Below are 22,826 nucleotides of genomic sequence, written 5' to 3'. Positions count from 1 at the left end.
GGTTTACTTAAAGCTTAGTTTACTTAACAATACCAATCTTCTTGCGATCCAATGAAATAGCAATTGCGACAATCAGCAGCGCACCACGAGCCACCTCGCTCCATGAAGGAGGCACGCCCGCAATGGTCAGCCCGTTTGAAACGACCGTAAGTATGAGAGCGCCAATGATTGTTTTTACAACGCTGCCATGGCCCCCAGTTAACAAGGTTCCGCCCAAAGCAACCGCAGCAATGGCATCGAGCTCCATCATCATTCCTGCTTGGGGCGTTGCAGCACCAGAACGCGCTAGGTTAATAACCGCTGCAAGACCTACCATGAAACCGGCTGCCGCAAAGACTTTGACTTTCACAACATTAACGGAGACACCAGCCAAAGATAACACTTCCTCATTCCCCCCCAATGCCTTGAGTTGCTGACCAAACGCCGTTTTACGGTAAAAAATCCACATCAATACCGCGATAACCGCCGACACAATGAAAATCGTAGGATATTGCCCTAGCTCTAATAGCCACGGAGCAAAAACCGAACGAATACCACTGCTGCCTTGAACCTCATTTTCAGTAATGTAGATTGAGCTTCCATCTGAAATAATGATCAGAAGCGCTCGCAATATAATCAGCATGGCTAAAGTCGTCACAAAAGACGGAATTTTGAGCACAGAAATGATCAAACCATTGATAGCACCTACAAACATACCGGCCACAACACCAAGGACTAAACCAACGTCACCGAAGTACATCATGCCCATTGCACCAATAAAGGCACTGAAACCAAGGCTCGAACCAACAGAAATGTCGATTGAACCCGTCGTTACAATAATCAATTGAGCAAACGCCAACAGCATTAACACAGGTAACTGCTGCGCAATAAACGTCCAGTTACGTTCAGAAAGAAATCGGTCACCACTGATGATTCCAAACAGTACAATGACCAAAACAATGGAGATAAAAGGGACATTTGAACGCAGCAGCTCCATTCTCGCTGCATTCCTTGTGGATACATCTACGCTCATGCCTGTTGATCTCCTAATAACTTAAGCATTCCTAATTCCTTTTATTCCCCAACGGTTATTGCTTTAATCAACCGTTCTAGTGTTATCTCTGATTTATCAAACTCTTTCGATGTCACCCCGTGATGGGTCACAATGATTCTGTCGGCTAAACGAAGCACTTGATCCAAATTGTGGCTAATCAAGATCACTGCTGTTCCATTGTCTCTCACTTGCTCAATGAGCCGCTCGACCTCTTCCGTCTCATTGGGCCCCAACGCCGCTGTCGGCTCATCAAGAATGATGATGTCTTTTCCCCATGCGATAGCGCGCCCTATTGCAATGCTTTGTTGTTGCCCACCGGACATCTCTGATATCGGTTGAGTCAGGCTTTGAACCGTTGTCACGTTAAGCATTTTCAGCGCTTCACGTGTTTTCTTTTTCATTGCCTCTTCATCGACAAACAAGCCAAACTTGGTTGGGATTCTTCCTAAAAACATGTTGTAGGGGGCGCTCATATTCGGCACTAATGCCAAATCTTGATACACCACTTCAATGCCTAACTCGCGCATTGTTTTCACAGAATGCTCTGCCCTTGGTACGGGAACCCCTTTTATAGATATGGTTCCCGTATCCGGAGTGTGAACGCCCGAAATCATTTTAATCAGAGTTGATTTTCCTGCTCCATTTGCGCCAACAACAGCCAGAACTTCGCCACTGTTTAAAGCAAAAGATCCGTCACGAAACGCGTGAACACCACCAAAGGATTTTGCCACGTGGGATACTTCTAATATCGGTTTACTCGTTGAATCCATTCATTTGTCTCCTTGTTGGTCGAGCACTTTGCCTAAAGGGTCTATCACTATGTCAGCGGCAGATGAGCTGGATGAGATAAGTGAAGCGTTAGGTAGGTCTGTTTTGTTCACTTTGTTTTGCGCTTCTTGCTCACTCTTCCCACCAGTTAAGTGACGCTCGATCAGTCTTCTTTTCAAAACATCTCTTGGAACGTCAATAAATATCTTTAAATCAAGCGCATCACGAATGCATCGCCACTCACCTACATTGAAAAAAATATAGTTACCTTCCACGATAAAGACACGGGTCTCCCTACGGATTTCAACGCCCTCTTTTATCGGGTTGTGCAGCTCTCGGCTATACGTCGGCCAGTAAAACGGCTTATCTTCACTTCGCAGCCGGTCGATATCTTTTTTCATGCTTTGAGCATCAAAGGTATCGATTCGTCCTTTATGTTTCGTTAGCTGTTTCTCATGCAATTGCTGATTCGTGAAGTGATAGCCGTCCATAGGGCAGTATTGTGCACTTATCGCATGCTCATGATTTAGCGCGTCCACCAGTGCTAACGCTAACGTAGACTTTCCGGCTCCAGGTGCACCACTAATGCCAACTAGGATGACATCCCTATTTCTTTTCGCTTTTTCACAGATGGTTCGGATAATCGCATGGTTCATTTCATCCAGCTCCTTGTCCCCATCTGAGTACATGCTCTCGCAGCAATCACCTTTGCTTGCTCTAATGCGTTTAGAAAGTCGTGATTTTCTGCGTAGAAATAGCAAAATGCCCCGTGAAAAATGTCACCTGCGCCCAGCGTGTCTACCGCATCAACATCGCAAGCGGGCAACTCATGGATCTTGCCATCGCTAGAATACCTCACACCTTTTTGCCCTAACGTTACCGCCCAATTTTCAAACCCATTTCTATGGCTATCTGGAGCGTTAAAAGCGTTCAAGTACGACTCCACACCCAACGGCTTAAACTTTTCAGAAACAATAGGGATATCCGCTAAGTTGAGAAAAAACTCGCTCCACGGCTTCTCACTGCCCCCGTCTAACACAATTGGGCAACCTAACCCTTTTATTTCTTCTTGATACTTTTCAACAAAGTGGCGTTCATATTGATCGATCAAGACCAAATCAAATTGCTGTTCAAATACAGATAGATTATGGCTGACATCCCTACATTCTTCTTGCGCGGCATTCACTACGAGCCTTGCCGCATCATCGGCAGATGAAATGATGGAAGAAACCGGAATTTGATAGGCCTCTTCTTCACAAATATCGATGTACTTAACCTTGTGTTCTTTGAGGTCGGCTTCCACAATCTCTTTCGCTGCGCAATCTCGACCTAGCGAAGTCAACAGTGTCACATTCGCTCCTAACCAAGAGCACGTTACCGCCGCATTCAACGCAGATCCGCCAGCTCCCATGAAATTACTGATTGCTTTTGCTTTTGAATCTGGCTTAGGGAAAGACGATACCAAGCTGATCACGTCGAGGGTGGAACGGCCAATAAATAAAACGTTACTCAATTCGATTCCTCCGAGTGTGGTTTTAGTCTTCAGAGGAGAAGGCGTGATGCCTTCATCCCATGAAACGACTGACTAAAACTACGACTTGAACTCTAGGGTCTGTTGACCTTAGTTACTTAACAAATTGCTCCCAACTTTTTGAGAAGCTGTCGATAAATCCTGGGAGATTTGCGTCAGGGTTATAAACCCTAGATAAACTGCGAATGTCTTCAGGGCTTAAAATACAGCCATTGAGTAACCCGTTAGAGTAAGTATCTACGTTGGCTTTTGTTACCGGAATCAAACTGAAAAGGGGTTGTGTATCTTCAACAGGGAATCCGTGAAGGTAATCGTACAGTTGGATTAATCCAAAACCGCCAACCATCCAGTGACCACCGATACTGAACTCAAGACGATCATTTTTGATGTGTTGAGCCACTTGTTCATCTATATCGGTTGTAATCACCGAGACGTCCGTTCGTTTCGCTTGTTCGATAGCGAATTGACTGCCGAGACCGGCAACCGCGCCAAGAACAATGATGGCGTCTAACTCACCTTCTTGAAAACGCGCTAAATACTGCTCGGCGTACTTAATGCCGTTTTCACGGGTAAGTCGATCCCATGATTCTGCAATCACTTCTACATCCGAATGATTTTCAAATACACTTTCAGCGCCTTTCCAAATTTCCTCAGCCGACGTTACGCCTTTTTGGTTCCAAATCATGGCAACTTTTTTATGACCAGCGATCACCGCGGCTTGTGCAATAGCTTCACCCCATGTGGTGTTATTTTGAGTCACTTGCCCAATAAAGTACTTCCCATTGGGGTAATCTCTATCGTAGTCACTGACAACCAAACGACCTACAGCGACGCCAGGGGTTTTATTTCGCTCGAGTAAACGTGCAACTTGCAGACCCGCGGGGGATGTTAATGGGTTGAATACAACGCCATCTGGTTGCGAAGCGATAATCGACTCAGCTTGGCTAATGTGCTTTTCTTCCGAGTTTTGGTCATCGAATTCGTTTAATTTCACTCCCAGCGCATCCGCGACGCATCGCTCGAATCGATGGCGATTGATCACCCAAGGATTGGTTTCAGGTTGTCCTAAATCTGCAATTTGTAATCCCTTTTTGGGTTCTACCGCAGAGCTAGGTAATGACAATGTTGATGAAATAGCAGCGACGACTGCCATGTTCAGTAACGTTCCTTTTTTCATGTCCTCGTTCCTTCTACGTATCGATGCTTAGGCATCCAATAAACTTGGTGGATGATTACCACCCATTTTCAAGCATTCATGAGTACAACGGTTAAACACAAATGCGAGTTCTCTGATGTTCTATGCTGTTTTATGAATGTTTTCTGCTGTTAACTAATCGATAGATAACTAGCGAGAAAGGTCGCCATGCGCATATCGGCTCGCCATGTCATCCAGCGAAATTGGCGTAATCTTTGAACCATGCCCCGCGCACCCAAAACGTTCAAAACGGTTGAGGCAAAGGGTTGTTAATTCTTCCATGGCTGCCAGCAAGAATTTTCTGGGGTCAAACTCTAGTGGTTCTTGCATAGCGAGTTTTCTAAACCGACCTGACATTGCCATGCGGCAGTCGGTATCGATGTTTATCTTACGCACTCCCAGTTTGATCCCACGCTCAATCTCCTCTACCGGCACCCCATAGGTTTGAGGCATTTCTCCGCCAAATTCGTTAATGAGATCCTGTAGATATTGTGGTACAGACGACGCGCCGTGCATCACTAAATGCGTGTTGGGGAGCTTATTATGAATGGCTTCAATCACATTCATCGCGAGTATTTCACCATCGGGTTTACGGCTGAATTTGTAAGCACCGTGGCTGGTACCACACGCAATGGCAAGCGCATCGACACGCGTTTTTCCAACGAAATCTACGGCTTGGTCGGGATCCGTCAGAAGTTGGCTTAACTCTAGTTTGCCTACTGCCCCAGCCCCGTCTTCTGCCTCTGCTTCGCCGGTTTCTAGCGAGCCAATACAACCCAGCTCACCTTCAACAGAAGCCCCAACCCAGTGTGCCATTTGGGAAACGCGTTGGGTGATATCAACGTTGTACTGATATTCACTAGGAGTCGAAGCATCGCGCTCAAGTGACCCATCCATCATGACGGATGTAAACCCATGTCGAATGGCAGACAAGCATGTTTCCTCACTGTTGCCGTGATCCTGATGAAGCACGATGGGTGTTTTGGGAAACATTTCTGACAAGGCGGTCACCATTTTGTAAAGCATGATGTCACCTGCGTAGCTTTTCCGAGCATTGATACTGGCTTGTAAAATCACACCAGAATCGCATTTCGCTGCCGCTCTCACTATCGCTAGCCCTTGCTCCATGTTGCTGATATTAAATGCGGGCACGCCATAATCGTGTTCTGCTGCGTGGTCCAAGAGTTGTCTTAACGTCACTATAGCCATAATTTCCGTATATACCTTACATTTAATTGTTACCTGCAATTAAATGTAAGGTATATAATTGCACCAAACAATTAATGAGTTATCAAATTGTGAAATAGATCGTTTTTTAATCAAGAGAGATCGTAAAGGGAGATACAGATATCAAAGAAAAAGCCCTCTCCAATCAATGGAAAGGGCTTTCTACAAGGTATTTAATACGTTATTCGATTTTCTATTCTGAAACCTTCTTCATTCCAAATGTTTTGAGTGAACGAATCGTTGCGTTGCCTTTTTTAGCGTAGACATAAAGCCCATCGCTCGTTTCATCTGAAAAAATGTTGTTGGTCATTGTCGTTCTGCCATGATCAGTAAAGATTTCTACCGAAATACTGTCCATGAAAATTCGTATGTTTAACTGATCGTCTCTCGTTGATTCTAAGGCGCAGGTTCTGCGCAGTGCAGAAATATTGCCAGACTGAGAACGATCAAACGCCAACTCTCCTCGCTTGAAGTCAAGTTCAATCAACGTTTTTTGCTCCCCTTTACTGCGGATTTCAAAGACAATGCTTTCACACTCACTCGCGGATACATCAATGTCGGCAAGAATTTCACAATGAATGTTGTCTCCTGCAGTGAAAGCAAACTTTTCGCCATCACTCAATTCAATTTGGCTATACCGCTTAGGTGAAAGGCGCAACATTTCCACTTCAGAAACCGGTCTAAATGACAATTTTCCATCTTGGCAAAGTGACACTTCTCTTGGTAGGGAAATACTCCCATACCAGCCGAGATCACTAGTGTCATAGGTCCCATCACACCAAGGCATAAACGGCCAAGATCCGATCCACGCTTGAATCAAAGTTCGTCCTTGTTCATCATCGAATACTTGAGGTGCGTAATAATCAAAGCCCCAGTCAACCGATCCCATAACAGACCAGTGGAATTTGCCCGTTTTGTAATCCAAATCCCCAACCAAATATATGGCTTGTCGCTGTTGAAGTCCCATAGGTGAATACATTAAGACGTGTTTTCCACCTAATTTGAACATGTTCGGGCACTCAAGCATGGTACCTAACTCACCAAGACTCTCGACACAATACCCAACAAACTCCCATTTTTTCAGATCGTCAGATCGGTGCATGCACACTTTACCAAACCCGTTGGTCTCGTAGTTAGAGGCGTTAATTAAGTCGCTAACCCCATCAGTAACACCGGTAACCATGTACCACTTACCTTCGTGTTTCCATACTTTGGGATCACGGAAATCATGGAGGTTAATACCTTCTGGTGGGTCGGTAATAATTGGATTTCCATCGTATTTGTCAAAGTTGACACCGTCTTTCGAGGTCGCCATACATTGCACTTGTCTGTCCTGAGCGCAGCCCGTATAAAATAGAGTGAGCTCTCCATCATTGTTCACGGCACTTCCGGTAAAGATGCCACCGCCACCCCAACCATCATAATCTTCACTTGGTGCTAAAGCTTCTGGCAGCGTTTCCCAATGAATTAGGTCATTACTGGTTGCGTGCCCCCAATGCATGGTTCCCCACTTTCCACTAAACGGGTGATGCTGATAAAACAGGTGATAAACCCCATCTATTTGAACCAAACCATGAGGATCATTGATCCAACCTACAGGTGCTTGATAATGGTAATGTTCACGCCAATGATGCTGCTTTATGTCGGCACTATGTTTCCTAATATACTGTTCTACTTGATTTATTTTATCTTGATGCTTCTTTTTGTCGAATGTCATATACGTCCCTGTGCGATTCACACTTCATTTAATTGTTAGGTGCAATTAAATTAGGCTATTTAATTGTAGAGAACAAATATAGTATGGTTAACTTGAGATTGCGCTCACACTCTCTCTGTTAGATACTTAAAAGAATACGGATAACCCGTTGATTTAAATGGGTTTACAGCTCAATTGGTCATGTACTTATTAATCCATTGATATCCATAACAATAGAAGCAGATTAAGGTTTTAAACGATGAAAAGATCTCTACGCGGTGGTGTTGGTGTGTCCATGGACGACGTTCAAAGCCACAACAAACGCGTTATCCTTACCGCCCTGCACCAAAACGGAAGCTGCTCGCGCAAGGAAATAAGTCAATCCGTTGGATTAGATCAGGCAACCGTAACCCGCGCAATCAAACCTCTTATTGAGGAAGGCATAATTGTTGAAATCGGAACCCAAAAAGCGGCGCGAGGTCGGCGTTCAATCGATTTAGGCTTCAATGAACAGTACCTAAAAATCTTATCGATTAGGTTGCAACGCCTGAACTTCTCGATTTCTATTTTTGATTTATCTGGAAAACTTATCCATACGCAAACTCATCCTATCGACCACGATTTAAACTTTAGCGTGGTTGCCAACGACATCATTTCACTCGTCAAAGAGATCAAAGTAGCGCACCAAATAGAATTATTGGGGATTGGCGTCGCCATGCCTGGTCCTTTTTTAGAGTCGGATCATCGAATGATGCTCATGACAGACACAAAAAATTGGCAAGACTTCGACTTTATTGCCTATTTGGAAGAGACTTTTGAAGACTGCCCTATTTACGCCAGCCACGATGCGAAAGCTGCGTCATTGTCGGTATGGAAAGAACTGCGTGCACAATATTCACCAACAGCCTTGCTCTATGTTTCTCTGGGTCAGGGGGTGGGTTCTGGTCTTGTTATTGATGGTCAGGTGTATCACGGTAGTCTTGGTTCTGCTGGGGAAATTGGTCACACTTCGATTAACTTTCAGGGAGAGGAATGTAAGTGCGGGAACATTGGTTGCTTAGAACTGTATTGTTCAAGCAAGGCACTGATTCAACACTACGAAGATTTAACCCAAAGCCAATCGGTCACACTAGAATCTGTGATATCAAAATTTCATGAAGGCGATGTCGATGCGAAAAGTGCCGTTCATCACCTCGCAGTCTGTTTATCGCATGGACTAATCAATATTGTGAATCAGCTCAACCCAGACTTCATCGTTATTGGCGACGAACTTGCGGCACTCGGTCAAGGTTTCTTAGATGATGTTACGCTCAACACAACGAAAAGGCTTCTGCCAGATTTGGCCCATCACTTAACGATTTTGCTTGATGCAGGCTCTGAAGATATTGTTCACAAAGGTAATTACCACTTGGTTATGTCTAACGAGCTGCTGATCCCAACAACCCATCTTGGTTTTACAGGCTAACTGGTAGAATTAGGGTTAAATTAATTCGCACAAAATTTAACTGAAAAAGGGCAACACCCTCTAAAGTTTATAACATTGATTTAAATATGTTGGGCGTGAAATTAAACTTCGCCTCTTTCTTTTTTTAAATAGACTGCGATCTCTGATCGTGTTCTTTCCCTTTGTTTTTCGATTTCTCGCAGACATATTGACGCAGACTCAAATTCTCGGTTTTTTATCTTTCGTTCTGCGTCTTTGCATAATTGCGATAGACCGTCAGCACCGGCCGTGGCACTGGTGCCAGCTAAATCATGTAACAAATCCACCATGAGGTCTGGTTGTTCTTCCACTTGTTTTATTTCAATAGATACTTCATTAAGATCCAATAGGTACTGCTGCATTAGTTTTAGATAAACACGCTTGTTGCCCCCCATACGCGCAATAGCAAGGTCAGGGGAAAATAGCTGACCTTTATGCGGCACATCTTGCCATTCTTGGCTATGTCTAACTGTTCTTCTTTGAGATAACCCCTTAGATAGGGCACTGGTCAAATGTGTAAGATCAATTGGTTTAGGGACGAAGTCATTCATTCCTGCGGCGCGGCATTGTTTCTGTATTTCAATGGTGGTATTTGCCGATAATCCAACAATATAAAGCTCGTTTCCATACGGGAGGCTCCGGAGTTTTCGGGTCGTTTCCAACCCATTCAGACCTTCCATTCTGATGTCCATCAGGATTACGTCAAAACGTTCTTTATACACTTTGTCTAACGCTTCTTCACCACTTCGGACGATGCTGACAATCATTTCGAAACTTTCAAGCAATGCTGAAATCATGTCGAGGTTCATGTTGTTGTCATCAACCGCCAATACCTTTCTACCACGCAATGCTTGATTACGCTCCTGAGCTTTTTCACTATCTAAAGCTGTTTCGTTCGGATATTGACACTTCTCGACTTCTAATATCGCGGTAAATCGACATTGGGTTCCCTTACCAAATTCACTGCTAATTTCTATCTGCCCTTGCATCAATTTTGCAAGTTGTTGGCTAATCACTAATCCTAATCCCGTCCCACCATATTTTCGAGTTGTAGCGATGTCGGCCTGCTGGTATTGGTTAAAGAGCGTCGATAGTTGTTCCTCTGTCATACCAATGCCAGTGTCGTTGATAATGAAATTCAGGTTAGCTATCGCATCCGAATGATTGGTTGCAATCACATCTAAACTCACTTCACCGCGATTCGTAAACTTTACAGCGTTCCCTACTAAATTGACTAACACTTGCTGCAGCCGCAATGCATCTCCGATCAGAAAGGGCGGAACATTACCATCAATATGAATGCGAAAAGCAATTTGACGTTGAGCAACTTCTAAATTGAGCACGTGACTGACGTTATCGACCACTTGCTTTAAGTTAAAGGATGTTTTTTCAAGCTCCAGTTTCCCCGCTTCTATCTTAGATAGATCGAGAACGTCACTAATGAGGTGAGCTAATGAATGAGATGCGACATCCACTTTATAAAGGTAGTCCCTCTGTTCTTCACTGAGGTTATCCCTCAAGCAGAGAGTGGTAAAACCGATGATGGCATTGAGTGGTGTGCGAATTTCGTGGCTCATATTCGCTAGAAACTGTCCTTTAGCTTGGTTGGCTGCTTCAGCCTCTTGTTTGGCATGTTGTAACGCTTCTTCACTTTTCTGAAGTGCCACTTCGCGTTGGCGCAATTCAGAAACATCCGTTGCTGTCAGGAGTACACCTTGCAACTTCCCTTGGTGGCTGTAGAACTGCTCTCCCTTAATTAGATAGACCGCGACAGTTAACGTTCCATCACTGCGATATAACCGACTTTCTATCTCTAAATGGCTGAGACGATTAATGGTGTATACGAGATTAGAGATGCTAGTGCTATTCGGCTCTATTTGTCCGATATTCTCAAACGCGTCGGTGGGTACAATCTCATCAACATTCAATGTCCCTAAACTTATTTCCCCCCAACCAAGGTGCTCCGAAAATACACGATTAATTTGAGTAACAATGCCATTTCGATCCGCAACAATTAACAAGCTGTCCATCGTATCATTGATGCTGCGAATGTAAGCATTCAACTCCAAGAGTTGTTTGTTTTTCTTTTTCAGTGCATTCTGCTGGTATTCCATTTCCAGCAGAATTTCATCCATCGCTTTTGTTACAGCCAGTAACTGCTGCTCTTTGGCTGTCCCGGCAGCGTAAAGTGCATCAATTTCTTGCTTTAACTGCTTCAGCTCCTGTTCAGCATCTTTATTCACACCAATACTCACGTTGCCCTGAGAGTCATTCATGATTTCTTGCTGTTTGTGATCTACAATGCGCTACCCGAAGTACCTCTTTTTTCACTGTGTCGATTGCACTTTCAACGGAGGCAGATAGCTCAAGGTGAAAACTTCTGACACTTTCTATTTGCACTCCTATTAGCGCCAACTCAGGACAGGGGTCAACTAGTACTTTCACAGCATTTAATAAATAACTCAGCCCACCATTATGGTCTTCAACTTGGTTGTCTATATTGATGACTTCATTGACGTCAAGGTATCTCCAGCTACCAGCAGCATCTCCTAAATCATAAGCATCTATCATGAGTACATAGCTACAACCTGAAAAAAATGGGAGGGCATTTAAACCTACCACTCCACAATCAAATACTTTCATCTGAGTAGGCAGATTTTCGTCTAGTAGATGAGAAGCCACCATTGGTCCGACACCATCATCACCATGTAATCGATTTCCAAAACAAAGAACATGCAACATATTGCTCCTCACATCCCAAAGTGAATCTTACGTCTATCTGGTAACATATGAACCGTACACACCAAACACGGGTCATGAGATCGAATAACATGCCCAATCAATACGGGTGATTTGGTATCCTCAACTGGTAATCCAAGCAAGCTTTGTTCCCAATGTCCATGCTGACCCTGAGTATCTTTAGGGGACGCATTCCATGCAGTGGGGGTGATAATTTGATATCGATTAACAACGCCATCCTTGATGCTTACCCAATGACCTAACCCACCTCTGGCGGCCTGAACTAGACCATAGCCCTGACCATCCGTTTCTGATTGCGGATTGGGTGGAATGAAATGATCGCCTGCAAGGTTATCAATCAGAGAGTCAACTAGCCGCAGCATTTGATTGAGGCTGTGCCCTATACGACGTAGGCGCGAAAACTGACGTAACCAAGTGGATGCCCCTTCCTCTTGGAAGAGCGATTGAATGAGCTTATCTTCACCAATGAAAAGTTCTGCCATTGGACCAGTTTGCACAACTTCGTTTCCATACCGAGGAGCTTTTGCCCAGGTATATCGGTCGCTGTCTGGCTGGAAGTCAGGAAGAGTCTCCCCATTTGATGGATGCTTACCGTTTTTATAGGGTTTGAACCAAGAATGACGAACATGCTCGTTAATCAGGCTCTGATCAAAGTCGCGAATTTCGCCATTTGTCGTACTATAATACCCGGGAGGAAATACCACATCTTGAGGGCTATCAGCGTCACAAACCGCACCATAACTCAGCATATTCTCCACTCCTATACCTAACTGGTGCAAGTTCAGCTCTCTGGCGAAGCGAGTAAACAACCCCGTCGCTGATTGACGAAAATTGTTTGATTCATCTAACAACTGAAACAGTCCTTGACGATCCGTTAGCGTAAGCCACTTATCCAACGCCAACCCTGTTACACTGCGTTCGTACCAACGAACAAGATTAACAACGGTGTCTTTTGCCTCAATCAGTTTACGTATAGTAGGCTTACTGACCACGCCCCCGGGTAAAATAAATGAAGAGTGCGGCCATTGTCCCCCAAACAGTGCGACGACACCGATAATGTCGCGAGAATAGGCCAATGCCTCTAAGTGGTGCTCCCCTTTAAACGGTTCGAATTTAGACATAATATCTGCGTACAGCGCATGATGCTGATATGACGGATGACAAAAATCGACTAAAAACATAAGAAAAGACTGGCGAATATCATTTTGAACACTTTCAGCCAGTAAACATAAGCTACGAATGCGCATAGCATTATCTGGCACTGGGGTTTGCCAAATTTGTTCTAGTGCTAATGTGGCGGCATAAAGATGTGCGGTACCGCAAATACCGCAAACTCTTGGAGTGATCACCGCAGCATCACGAGGCGTCCTGCCTATCATAATTTGCTCGAACCCCCGATACATCACGCCAACGCATCTAGCATCGACCACCACGTTATCTTCAATATCCAACTCAAGCTCCAAATCGCCTTCGACTCTGTTGAGATCAATATTCAATGTGCGTCTGACCATCATGGCTCCATTTCTCTTTTTTTGACGCGCGTCGGCGCAGCCGCTTTGGCTAAATTCTTATATGCCATGTAATTAGCTCGCTCTACACCAACGGGTAACTTAACAGGGATCGGCCCCAGCTTTTCAGTATGAAACATATCTTCGTCGCTAGGAAATTGAGGAGAAGTACAACCAAAACAAGGCACGCCAGCTCTAGTTTTGCTGCTTTTGCCATTCCAAAGGTCAGTATTGCAAGTGGCTTGCGTATACGGTCCCTTGCAACCAAGATTAAAATACATACAACCATTTGACCCGAGTTCTTCTTCCTCTACATCATATTCGTGATACTCATTTCTAGTGCATCCTTGATGTACAAGAGTGCTGAAAAACTCTCGGGGCCGATTCAGCTCATCAAGCTGAAGTACGATACCACTAGCAATCATCGCCAGCGTTTTCGTGATCGTATTAGGATGCGCTGGGCAACCTGCAATGTTAATTACCGGGAAATAGGCTCCTGAACGCCACTCTGGTGGTAACAGTCCTCCCATACTATCTTTAGTAAATTGTAAACCAACACAGTCTGAGGGGTTAGGGGGAGCGGCATGTACACCTCCAAACGCTGCGCACGTTCCCATTGCAACAACATATCTTGCTTTATCGGCCAGACGAGTCACCCACTCTTTTTTGGACTTTTTACGGTATTGATCAAACATTCCGGTCCCATCAGGTGCCGTAATGATGCTACCTTCAACACACAAAATATCTAGAGCTTGTTTACCACTCAAAATATCTTCAATCACTTCATCCAGATCTTGTTCTATAGAAAGAGAGAGTGAAGGTTGCCAGAGCAAGCGCAGTCGATACGTTTCCAAGAGATTGACGAAAGAGGGGCGATCAGCGTTTAACAACGCCATAGTATCTCCACCACAACTTCCTGTTTGAAACCACAGAATGGTCATTTCCTTATTTTCCATGCTGTTTCTCCTTACTCATTTTCTTGAGTTTATCCCAAGACTTTTTTATCCCATTTAATCCATGAAGTAGTTAATAGAAATGCGTTATTCTCAGCCATTTCTTAATTTATGAGCAGCAGCAACGAATGCCTGACCTAAAGCTAAGCCGCCATCATTAGCTGGCACGTACTGGTGGGTGAGTACCGTGAATCCATGAGTTGTAAGCAAAGTATAGGTGCATTCAAGCAAGAGATTATTCTGAAACACGCCACCAGTAAGAACAATGCATGGAGTTTGGTCAAATTGCTCACAAAGTTTGAGCACCGTTGCTAGCACCGCGTGGGCTAATCCAATATGAAATCGTTTTGCGATATCCGCTTTGCTTGTGCCGGAATGCAAATCATCAATCAATGCTCTCCACATTGGCTCCGAGCTAACGATCAGGTTGTTATCAATTCGCCATTCAAACGGATACGCAATATCCTCAGGTTGACCTTGTAAGGCACAGGCTTCCAGTAGCATTGCCGCTTCACCTTCGTAGCTTGTTGATGTCGGAGTGAGTGACAACGCAGCAGCAACAGCATCAAACAAACGCCCTACAGAGCTGGTTTTCGGGCAGTTGAGTTGGTTAGTGACCATACTCCGTAGTGTTTCGAGTGGTTGCTCATTGAGCGACGCGGCCGCTTCCCAATCATTGATATAGGAAAAGTCTATCGAGTATCGGTCAAGCCACGCCAACAAATTTCGCCATGGTTGGGTGACCGCCTGAGCACCACCAATTAAAGGGATAGTGTCTAAGTGTGCTAAGCGCGAATATCCAGCGTAATCTGCCTTAAAAAATTCCCCTCCCCAAAGCGTGCTGTCATCTCCGTAACCTATCCCATCAAATACCACACCCAGCACTTCAGGGTGTTGCAATGGAATTCGATTTTCCGCTAAGCAACTCACAATGTGGGCATGATGGTGCTGTACCGAAACAACGTTGACCGGTTTCAGACCGCTGGCGATATTCTCGTTTAGGCTATTGGCATATTTTGATGCTATATATTCCGGATGTGAATCATGAGCCAGAATCGTCGGCGAAAACTGAAACAACGCTTTATAATGCTCAATCATGGAAAGAAAATCCTGCCAAACGCGATGACTTTCTAAATCGCCAATGTACTGACTTAGTACTGCCCCCTTTGACGTCAGCATACAGAAAGTATTTTTTACTTGCCCGCCAACGGCCAACACTGAACCAGTGTTTTCGAATCCTTCAGGAACTTGGATTGGTAATGGAGCGTACCCCCTTGCACGGCGTAAGAGCTGTACTCCTAAATGGGTTTGACGTGCAACGGAATCATCCACACGAGTAACGATGTCTCGATCATGCATCAACCACACATCCGCAATATCCGAGAGGTCACTCAACGCCTGCGCGTTATCTGTACACTGAGGATTTCCGCTGATATTGGCAGATGTCATGATTAAAGGGCGTTCAACGTGGCGCATCAACATTAAGTGCAACGGAGTATTAGGTAACATAACTCCAATTTCATTCAAGTTAGGAGCAACGTGCTCACTAATTTTCTTTAACCCTGCCCTCTCGTATGAAAGAGAATGTTTTTGAGGAAGTAAAACAATCGGAGCGGCACTGCTTTTCACAAGACGTTCACTTTCTGGCGTAATGTGACAATAGTGACGAACCATATTCAGCTCACTCATCATGATCGCAAAAGGTTTAGCTGGTCTAAGTTTGCGAACTCTTAATGTCTCAACCACAGTGTTGTTGGTTGCATCGCAGACCAGGTGAAACCCGCCTACCCCTTTTACAGCAGCAATTTGACCTTCAATGATCCTCTTGCCCAATTCTTCAATACCATCACTGTTTTCGAATACCAAGGAATCTCCCGACTGATCGCATAACCACACGCTCGGACCACACTCTGGACAGGCGACAGGCTGAGCATGAAAGCGTCGATCTACGGGATCCGTGTATTCGTGATTGCAAGCTTCACAAAGCGGAAAGACCGCCATGCTTGTCAGCGGACGGTCATACGGCATGGATTTGATAATAGAGAGGCGAGGACCGCAATGGGTGCAGTTGGTAAAGGGATAACGATATCGTCGTTGGCTTGGGTCTGATATTTCTTTGGCACAGGCTTCACACATGGCCGCATCAGCAGGGACTCCAGCGGTGATGTTGGCGCTAGACTGGCTCGTAGAGATACTAAAACCGACGGGACAGTTTTCCTGTTCGATGATAATACGGTCTATGCTTTCTATGTTTGCCAAAGGGGGGCATTGACGATGAAGTTCAGCAATAAACGTATCGTGGCTAGCTTTACTATTCCACAATTCAATAAGCACACCTTCACCGTCATTAAACACTTGTCCGTTAAGCCGCATATTGTTAGCAATACGCCAGACAGTAGGACGAAACCCCACTCCTTGCACTACACCAATCACTCGCAAGCGTTCACCTTTCATGCACTCCCCTCTCCGTTATGTCGTGAGAATACAACGCACATCGACACGTCCGGCACAGTAAATGAATACATACCACTTACTACACTGAGAGTGAATAAACACCACTTAATGATATAGCCACGCCAATAATCTTGGTAAAATGCCCTACATGACGGTTTTTGTCTTGTCTCGGAAGCATGAAACTAAACAAAATAGCCCCGATTGCATGCAATAGTGCCGTTGAAAAAATAAAGCCTAAGCAATAACCTATTACCCCTGCTTCAAACGGAATTTCCGCACCATGAGCAAGACCATGAAAAACCGCAAAACCCGCAACGATAAGTGCTCCAAATCTAGCACTGACATTGAGACCAGCAGTCAACAATAACCCAATCAGTACAGCTGATAATCCAATTCCGGGTTCAACAATGCTTGCTGAGATCCCAACACCCACCATAGCAAGCAGTGCTGAAACGGTCATTGCCAGTACAAAGGCCACTGGTACCTTCCAGAGTACGCTGGTATTGTGCTGCTGATAAGCGAGTTGAGCCGCCCACCCACCAACCGCTATCATCACGAGTGCGTGATCGAGTCCGGTTAAGGGGTGAAGTACTCCTGCAGCAATACTGCCCATATTACCCGTCGCATCGTGTGCAAAGACCATTCCCGAGAAAAAAACGGTAAACACCGCGCCTAATTTAACTGCCAGTTGATTCCACTTCATTGTGATAACTCCTTGTTAGGTATATATATTGATGTTTATATCCTGCGTTCAACAAATCCGTGGGAGCTGATCGCCAACCAGCATATCAAGCAGACGCTCACTGCCCAGTGGTGTTATCGTTGTCACCGCAGGTTTAGGTTGATGTTGAGCAACTGCTTCGATTTTGCCAATAATGGCCGTTTGCTCTGCACCTTCTATTCGTCTCAACACCGCTACACAGTCGTCGGCATAAGCTTGGGGAACAACAGCCACAAACTTGCCTTCATTGGCGAGGTACAAAGGATCAAGACCAAGTAATTCACACAACCCTCTGACTTCTGGGCGAACCGGAATAGCGGATTGTTCAAGTACAATTCGCACCTGACTACTGTGAGCAAATTCATTAAGGACCGTCGCCAAACCTCCCCTTGTCGCATCCCGTAGACAATGAATATCCGGACATGCTTTGTGAAGCGCTTGAACTTCCCGAGTGAGTGGACGGCAATCAGAAGTAATGGAGGCTTTGATCGCTAGATCATTTCTTTTTGTCATAATGGCGGCAGCATGATCACCGACCCAACCATTGACGATGACCACATCCCCTGGTTTCGCCCGATCAGCTCGAATGTCTATATCAGGTGCAATGACACCTACACCACTAGTATTAATAAAAATTTTATCTGCTGTTCCGCGATGCACTACTTTGGTGTCACCGCTGACAATGGCGACGTTTGCCTTATCTGCCGCTCTGCGCATACTTGCAACAATCTGGCGAAATGTTTCGAGAGGTAGACCCTCTTCAATGATAAAACCGCAGGTAAGATAGAGGGGCTGAGCACCTCCCATAGCCAGATCATTGACCGTACCATTCACCGCCAGAGAGCCTATATCACCGCCAGGGAAAAAGATTGGATCAACGACGAAAGAGTCTGTCGTAAACGCAAGCCTGTCGCCATACTCTGCTAACTGGCTCAACGAAATACGAGCTTGATCTTCCAGAGGCGCCAATATTGGGTTTTCAAAAGCAGCAACGATCTCTTTTTCAACTAGGTCCCGCATCGCTTTACCACCACTACCATGAGACAGCGTGATCGCTTCCAGAAATGGCGTGCTATCCATTGAACTTTGTTGCTGCTTCATACTTACCTCACATACCCGCTATACCGTTCGTTCGACACTGCCACATTACTCTGCGCTAATTTTTTGTTTGGGACTCTACTCTGGCACCATAACTACGCAAGTGCTGGGGCTCTGATACCATGGTTATAATAAGCCGCGCATGCACCTTCCGATGAAACCATCAACGCGCCTGTTGGGTGCTGTGGCGTACAGCTTTTTCCGTAAAGCTCGCACTGCCAAGGCTTTATCAGCCCCTTTATGACTTCCCCACATTGGCAAGCTTCCGGATCGGCGATCTTTGTTTGAACGAGCGCAAATTTACGTTCCGCATCCCACAAAGCGTACTTATCACTTAATTTGACGCCCGCTTCACCAATATCACCTAGGCCTCTCAACTCCGTGACATTATGTGCTTGATAGACTTCTGCCATCGCTGCTAGCCCTGAATAGTTTCCACTGTCGTGGACAACGCGGCTGTATTGGTTTTCGACCTCACATCGCCCTTCTGAAATTTGTGTTATTACCATGAGCAGTGATTGGAGAACATCAAGCGGTTCAAACCCAGTGATAACGATAGGCTTCGAGTAATCCTGTGCAATGAATTGAAATGGTTCAGTGCCCACTACCATGCTGACATGACCTGGGGCTAGAAAACCATCCAGATGTAAGTCTGGTTCTCTCAATACTGCTTCTATCGTTGGTGCCGTTGTAATGTGATTACAAAACAAGGAGAAATTAGTGACCCCTTCACGTTCAGCCTGCTTTACTGTCAGTGCGGTACTAGGCATTGTCGTTTCAAACCCAAGTGCAAAAAAAACCACTTCACGAGTCGGGTTTTGCTTGGCAAGTGTCAGCGCATCTAACGGCGAGTAAACCATTCGGATATCATACCCAGCCGATTTTGCGTCAAGTAGGCTTCCTTTTGAGCCCGGCACACGCATCGCATCACCGAAGGTCGTAAATATAACGTTTGGCAAGCTGGCAATATTTATGCAGTCATCAACACGCCCCATCGGCAAGACGCATACAGGACATCCGGGACCATGCACCATTTCTACCCCTTCAGGTAGCAACGATTCGATACCATATTTAAACAGGGTATGAGTATGCCCTCCACAAAACTCCATCAGTTGTAAAGGTTTAAACACGTCCCCTCTGGAAAGGGTATGACGCTCAATATCGGCAACTTTTGTATGAATCGCTTTAATGATCGCTTTTGCCTTATCTGGATCTCGGAACTCATCGACATATTTCATCTCACTTCTCCACAGGTAATCAATTTTGCTGCATTACCTTCATTTCTTCTTCCAGTTCGCCAAGTTCGGTAAGCAACGATAATGTTTTCTGCGCTTCTAACTCATCGATGATGCTCATCGCAAACCCCACGTGAACTAAGACCCAACTTCCTACATAGTTTGATAAAGCGTGAGAGTTTGATAAGGCGTGAGAATTTTCGACAATACATGCGATATTTACCGAGCGTTCAATACCTGATATATCAACGGTAGCAATGCAATTTTTCTCGTCCACGATAGCGACAATTTGACCCGGAATTCCAAGGCACATATTCATTTCTCCTCAACACGCTTGGCTTGTGACGACTAGGATCTGGTAATTTACGTATCACAACCAAAGTATGGTTAACTACTGAGTTTATTTGGCTCCAGACCGTAGCGGTCTAGTTTGGCTCTCAGACCAACCCGCGATAAACCAAGCTCTAACGCAGCCTGACTTTTATTCCATTTAAGTCTTATCAATGTTTCACGTAAGATTTTTGCTTCCAACATTTCAACTCTGTCTTTCAGATTACCTTCCATCCCTAGTAGAGATCCTTCATCGGTTTCAATGTGCCGGGTGCCTTGAATAACATGAGGAGACAATAAATCGGCGTCCAACCAGTCATTTTTTGCTAACACCAAAATACGTCGCACCTCATTTTCCAGCTCACGCACATTCCCAGGCCAGTGATAATCCGTCATGCACTCTATCGTCTGTTTAGTAAATCCTTTTACCTGTTTGTTATATGTTTTCATGGTGTTGCGTAACACGGCATCTGCGATAACAGCAATATCCATTGGTCTGTCCCGCAACGATGGGATATGAATTGGCATAGCAGACAATCGGTAGTAGAGGTCTTCTCTAAAGCGCCCTTCTTTGACGTCTTTTTTGAGATTCCGATTGGTCGCCGAAATAACACGCACATTCACGTGTCTACTACGATTACTTCCAAGAGGTCTCAACTCACCCTCCTGTAAAAAGCGCAGTAATTTAACTTGAAACTCCAGAGACGTATCCGCAATTTCATCCAACAGCACAGAACCTCCATTCGCCTGCTCAAGTAATCCAGTACGTTCTGATGCCGCTCCTGTAAATGCCCCCTTGGTGTGACCAAAAAGCTCACTTTCTAGCAATTGAACAGGCAACGCCCCGCAGTTTTCCGTAAGAAACGGGCGATCAGAACGATGGCTAGCATAATGAAGGCAGCGCGTGATCAGCTCCTTGCCCGTTCCCGACTCCCCAGTAATGAGCACAGGGATATCAAATGGTGCAACTTGTTCTACCTGGTCGAAAATAGCCATCATAGGGCTTTCAGGTGAACAGACAATTTGTTCAAAACTATGATGTCGTTTGAGTCGTTGGCGCTTTTCTCGATTAATTTTATGAACCGAATCAATCGAACGACGCAATTCCAGATTCAATAATCCATTTTCTTTTTCCAGTGCATACAGCCAGCAAGCATTTCTCACGGTAAGTAGCAACTGCTCTGGTTGCCAAGGCTTGGGAATAAACTGGTAAATCCCTGCTTCGTTAATACTTTGAATGAGCTCATTGGGCTCAGTGTAAGCAGATATCATCATACGTACGACATCTGGCCATTTTTCTCTTACCTGTGTGAGAAACTCACTACCACTAGTATTGGGCATTCTCTGATCGGCTAAGACGACTTGCACAGGCATCTCCAATAATGCCTTTTCCGCTTCTTCAACGCTTTCTGCAGTGATCACGGCAAACTCGTCCTGAAGATTTCGCCTTAGCGCTTGTAGTGACAGACGTTCATCATCCACCACCAACACCACTGGGCGTTCTGTCTGAATAAAATGTTCACTGTCACGCGGCTCGTTTAAGTCGTCCATGTATGCCTTGCTTACTGAATCTTCGGTACGGTGCCCAATTGACACTCGAGTTCCTCGAGTTGTTTACTGAGCACATCTTTACGCTCCATTAATAGAGTGTTTCGACGCTGATGAATCCAATTCAACCAGCGATCCATTCCTACTCCTGATGTGGCAGACACTTGAATAATGTCTGCGCTGGGATTAACTCTGTTGATGCACTGTATACATTCATCCAGATCAAAATTAAGGTGCGGTAGAAGATCAATCTTATTAATCAGTATTAGGTCAGAAGCCGCAAACATATCGGGGTATTTCAGCGGTTTGTCCTCACCTTCCGTAATAGAGAGAATCGCGACTTTGTGAGCCTCCCCTAAATCGAATGAAGCTGGACAAACTAGGTTTCCCACGTTTTCAATAAAGAGTACGCCGTAATCCGGTAGCTTTAACGTTTCCAATGCGTGACCCACCATATGCGCATCCAGGTGGCAACCTTTCCCGGTATTGACTTGAACCGCTTTGACGCCAGTTGATCGAATACGCTCTGCGTCATTTGTCGTTTGCTGATCGCCTTCAATAACCGCTGTAGGAATAAGAGAGGCGATACTTTCTAACGTTGCTGTGAGTAAGCTGGTTTTACCTGAACCAGGACTGGATACCAGATTTAGAACAAACTGGCTTTTCTGAGTAAAAAGGCGGCGATTTAACGAAGCATATCGGTTATTTTTTCCCAGAATATCCTGCTCGATTTGCACCATTCTAGACTGGCTTAGCTCAGGTACATGCGCGCCTGCCGGTCCATGACCAAAATGAATGTCGCCCTCATGCGTTTGATCATCATGTGAATGATGATGTTCATGTGAGTGTGTGGACTGATGTTGAATATCATCGTCCGTAGATTTCTCAATCGACACTTCACCGTCGGAGCATCCGCATACAGTACACATTAGTTCACCTCCACTTCTTTTATTCGCATCTCATCGCCTCCGGTAAGCAGCAAACCAAAGGAGCCGCAATATTGACAAGGCGAATAACGAGCTTCCAGCTCTACTGTCCTCTGGCAGGGCTCACACCAAGCACTTCCCGCAACCCGCTCGATAATTAATTCCGCACCATGCGCGATAGTGTCGTTGGCAACAACGTCAAAGCAAAACCTTAATGCGTCGATCTCCACACTGGCTAACTGACCAATTTCTAAGCAAACGGTTTTCACTCTCGAAAATGATTGCTGTTGAGCCTGCTGATCCAATGTCTGAACAATGCTTTCACAAATGGACATCTCATGCATAGACACACCTTCCAGA

At 45.1% G+C, this 22,826-nt stretch carries 20 protein-coding genes; 1 reads left to right on the top strand and 19 read right to left on the bottom strand.

Annotation, left to right across the window (positions count from 1 at the left end):
* Nucleotides 1–19: 19 nt before the first annotated feature.
* The 7 genes from Q8W40_RS18830 to Q8W40_RS18800 form a co-directional block, all read right to left on the bottom strand.
* Nucleotides 20–1,012, bottom strand: a complete 993-nt coding sequence (locus Q8W40_RS18830) for an ABC transporter permease (RefSeq protein ID WP_305399358.1) — start codon at nucleotides 1,010–1,012, stop codon at nucleotides 20–22.
* Between the two features lie 41 nt (nucleotides 1,013–1,053).
* The gene (locus tag Q8W40_RS18825; RefSeq protein WP_305399357.1) at nucleotides 1,054–1,803 is read right to left on the bottom strand and encodes an ATP-binding cassette domain-containing protein; all 750 of its coding nucleotides are present in this window, start codon (nucleotides 1,801–1,803) and stop codon (nucleotides 1,054–1,056) included.
* Nucleotides 1,804–2,457: an AAA family ATPase gene (locus Q8W40_RS18820; protein WP_305399356.1), complete on the bottom strand. Its 654-nt coding sequence runs from the start codon at nucleotides 2,455–2,457 to the stop codon at nucleotides 1,804–1,806.
* Nucleotides 2,454–3,314: a PfkB family carbohydrate kinase gene (locus tag Q8W40_RS18815; RefSeq protein WP_305399355.1), complete on the bottom strand. Its 861-nt coding sequence runs from the start codon at nucleotides 3,312–3,314 to the stop codon at nucleotides 2,454–2,456. Before Q8W40_RS18815 ends, Q8W40_RS18820 begins: the two co-directional genes overlap by 4 nt.
* Nucleotides 3,315–3,426: 112 nt before the next feature.
* Nucleotides 3,427–4,509: a sugar ABC transporter substrate-binding protein gene (locus tag Q8W40_RS18810; protein WP_126609253.1), complete on the bottom strand. Its 1,083-nt coding sequence runs from the start codon at nucleotides 4,507–4,509 to the stop codon at nucleotides 3,427–3,429.
* 168 nt (nucleotides 4,510–4,677) lie between these two features.
* The gene (fba, locus tag Q8W40_RS18805) at nucleotides 4,678–5,736 is read right to left on the bottom strand and encodes a class II fructose-bisphosphate aldolase (RefSeq protein WP_305399353.1); all 1,059 of its coding nucleotides are present in this window, start codon (nucleotides 5,734–5,736) and stop codon (nucleotides 4,678–4,680) included.
* 211 nt (nucleotides 5,737–5,947) lie between these two features.
* On the bottom strand, nucleotides 5,948–7,471 hold the full coding sequence (locus Q8W40_RS18800; protein WP_305399351.1) for a glycoside hydrolase family 32 protein: 1,524 nt from the start codon (nucleotides 7,469–7,471) through the stop codon (nucleotides 5,948–5,950).
* A gap of 238 nt (nucleotides 7,472–7,709) precedes the next feature.
* Between Q8W40_RS18800 and Q8W40_RS18795 the strand changes: the two genes are divergently transcribed.
* Complete coding sequence (locus Q8W40_RS18795) at nucleotides 7,710–8,915, top strand: ROK family transcriptional regulator (protein ID WP_305399349.1); 1,206 nt, start codon at nucleotides 7,710–7,712, stop codon at nucleotides 8,913–8,915.
* Between the two features lie 101 nt (nucleotides 8,916–9,016).
* Here the strand turns inward: Q8W40_RS18795 and Q8W40_RS18790 are convergent, their stop codons facing one another.
* The 12 genes from Q8W40_RS18790 to hypA form a co-directional block, all read right to left on the bottom strand.
* Complete coding sequence (locus Q8W40_RS18790; RefSeq protein ID WP_305399347.1) at nucleotides 9,017–11,209, bottom strand: PAS domain-containing hybrid sensor histidine kinase/response regulator; 2,193 nt, start codon at nucleotides 11,207–11,209, stop codon at nucleotides 9,017–9,019.
* Nucleotides 11,202–11,675: a hydrogenase maturation protease gene (locus Q8W40_RS18785; RefSeq protein ID WP_305399345.1), complete on the bottom strand. Its 474-nt coding sequence runs from the start codon at nucleotides 11,673–11,675 to the stop codon at nucleotides 11,202–11,204. Before Q8W40_RS18785 ends, Q8W40_RS18790 begins: the two co-directional genes overlap by 8 nt.
* An 8-nt stretch (nucleotides 11,676–11,683) precedes the next feature.
* The gene (locus Q8W40_RS18780; RefSeq protein ID WP_305399343.1) at nucleotides 11,684–13,204 is read right to left on the bottom strand and encodes a nickel-dependent hydrogenase large subunit; all 1,521 of its coding nucleotides are present in this window, start codon (nucleotides 13,202–13,204) and stop codon (nucleotides 11,684–11,686) included.
* A complete protein-coding gene (locus Q8W40_RS18775) occupies nucleotides 13,204–14,157 on the bottom strand; it encodes an NADH:ubiquinone oxidoreductase (RefSeq protein ID WP_305399342.1) in 954 nt (317 codons plus the stop codon). The genes Q8W40_RS18780 and Q8W40_RS18775 overlap by 1 nt, the downstream gene beginning before the upstream one ends.
* 90 nt (nucleotides 14,158–14,247) lie before the next feature.
* Entirely contained in the window at nucleotides 14,248–16,608 is a 2,361-nt protein-coding gene (gene hypF / locus Q8W40_RS18770; protein ID WP_305399341.1) for a carbamoyltransferase HypF, read from the bottom strand.
* 79 nt (nucleotides 16,609–16,687) lie between these two features.
* Nucleotides 16,688–17,311 (bottom strand): HupE/UreJ family protein, encoded by a 624-nt coding sequence (locus tag Q8W40_RS18765; protein WP_305399339.1) that lies wholly within the window; start codon nucleotides 17,309–17,311, stop codon nucleotides 16,688–16,690.
* 48 nt (nucleotides 17,312–17,359) lie between these two features.
* Nucleotides 17,360–18,430 carry a hydrogenase expression/formation protein HypE gene (gene hypE, locus Q8W40_RS18760; protein WP_305399338.1) on the bottom strand — a complete coding sequence of 357 codons (1,071 nt, stop codon included), beginning with the start codon at nucleotides 18,428–18,430 and terminating at the stop codon, nucleotides 17,360–17,362.
* Nucleotides 18,431–18,522: 92 nt separating this feature from the next.
* The gene (hypD, locus tag Q8W40_RS18755; protein ID WP_305399337.1) at nucleotides 18,523–19,665 is read right to left on the bottom strand and encodes a hydrogenase formation protein HypD; all 1,143 of its coding nucleotides are present in this window, start codon (nucleotides 19,663–19,665) and stop codon (nucleotides 18,523–18,525) included.
* 19 nt (nucleotides 19,666–19,684) lie between these two features.
* Nucleotides 19,685–19,975, bottom strand: a complete 291-nt coding sequence (locus tag Q8W40_RS18750; RefSeq protein ID WP_305399335.1) for a HypC/HybG/HupF family hydrogenase formation chaperone — start codon at nucleotides 19,973–19,975, stop codon at nucleotides 19,685–19,687.
* Between the two features lie 74 nt (nucleotides 19,976–20,049).
* Entirely contained in the window at nucleotides 20,050–21,588 is a 1,539-nt protein-coding gene (locus Q8W40_RS18745) for a sigma-54-dependent transcriptional regulator (protein ID WP_305399334.1), read from the bottom strand.
* Complete coding sequence (gene hypB / locus Q8W40_RS18740; protein ID WP_305399332.1) at nucleotides 21,555–22,469, bottom strand: hydrogenase nickel incorporation protein HypB; 915 nt, start codon at nucleotides 22,467–22,469, stop codon at nucleotides 21,555–21,557. The genes Q8W40_RS18745 and hypB overlap by 34 nt, the downstream gene beginning before the upstream one ends.
* Nucleotides 22,469–22,810 carry a hydrogenase maturation nickel metallochaperone HypA gene (hypA, locus tag Q8W40_RS18735; RefSeq protein ID WP_305399330.1) on the bottom strand — a complete coding sequence of 114 codons (342 nt, stop codon included), beginning with the start codon at nucleotides 22,808–22,810 and terminating at the stop codon, nucleotides 22,469–22,471. The genes hypB and hypA overlap by 1 nt, the downstream gene beginning before the upstream one ends.
* Nucleotides 22,811–22,826 lie beyond the last annotated feature (16 nt).

The organism is Vibrio penaeicida (genome assembly GCF_030689305.1).
Taxonomy (GTDB): Bacteria; Pseudomonadota; Gammaproteobacteria; order Enterobacterales; family Vibrionaceae; genus Vibrio; species Vibrio penaeicida_B.
Note: the sequence above shows the minus strand (reverse complement) of the source record. Positions and strands in the feature narration are given on the sequence as shown.